The sequence below is a fragment of the Kitasatospora sp. SC0581 genome (genome assembly GCF_048159585.1).
GTDB lineage: Bacteria > Actinomycetota > Actinomycetes > Streptomycetales > Streptomycetaceae > Kitasatospora.
The window spans coordinates 1-836 of the sequence record NZ_JBLRWA010000089.1; the positions used below are offsets into that span (position 1 = coordinate 1).

Sequence of the window (836 nt, forward strand, 5' to 3'; positions counted from 1 at the left end):
TAATATTCTCCCCTGACTTCTTTTTACCTTATAAATTCCATTAACTCATTATTAATTTTCCATGAAGTGTCTGAATATGAATCAGTAATAAAACAATTCCCATTTTCGTCATGTTCCATTTGATATAAAATGTTTATACCAGGATATTTAGAAGATGAAAATTGAATCTGTTTTATCATTTGTACAGAATTTGGTAAGGAGTCCACTTCATTCTTTGTATTTAATTCTCTAAGAACTTGGTCAATTACTTTTTGATCTTTTACAAAAGTACCTCTATCACTTACACTTCCGTCATAATCATGAATTCTAATTGACGTCGGTTTGAATATTGAAAGTGATAAGGGCTGGTTTTTTTGAGATTGATACAGTTTTTCTTCTCCGTCTTTAATTAAGCATAAAAAATCAGAGCTTTTTTCTCCTACAATCTCGAAAACTTGTGATTTTGTATCTGTATGGGCATATTCTCTACCAAGTATGTCAGCATTCGCATTAGCTGATATAGGGGTATAAAGAGAATGTTTGTATACAAGATTTTCATTGAGCACCACCATTTTTTTAGCCGGATTAGTACTCTCAATTCCGGATGTATGGATCGTATTAAACAATATATAAACGATAGTTAAAATTAGTAATAACGAAAGGGCAGATATCGTAATATTTCTTTTCAAATTTTGAATTTGCACAAAATTCAACTCCTAAATTCTATTCCTTGTTAGGCTTTCAAAATAAGAAGCAAAAAACTTTAGACAGTAATAACCTTGACAGCTTTAGCTAAACATTCAAACGAGGGATTTATTGAACAGAATTTTTTTGGTAAATAATGGAAATAAGTCAAC

The 836-nt window shown here is 30.1% G+C and carries 1 protein-coding gene; it reads right to left on the reverse strand.

Annotated features, from left to right (window positions below):
* Nucleotides 1–23: 23 nt before the first annotated feature.
* The gene (locus tag ACLWS4_RS37195; protein WP_416876449.1) at nucleotides 24–692 is read right to left on the reverse strand and encodes a hypothetical protein; all 669 of its coding nucleotides are present in this window, start codon (nucleotides 690–692) and stop codon (nucleotides 24–26) included.
* Between the last annotated feature and the right edge of the window lie 144 nt (nucleotides 693–836).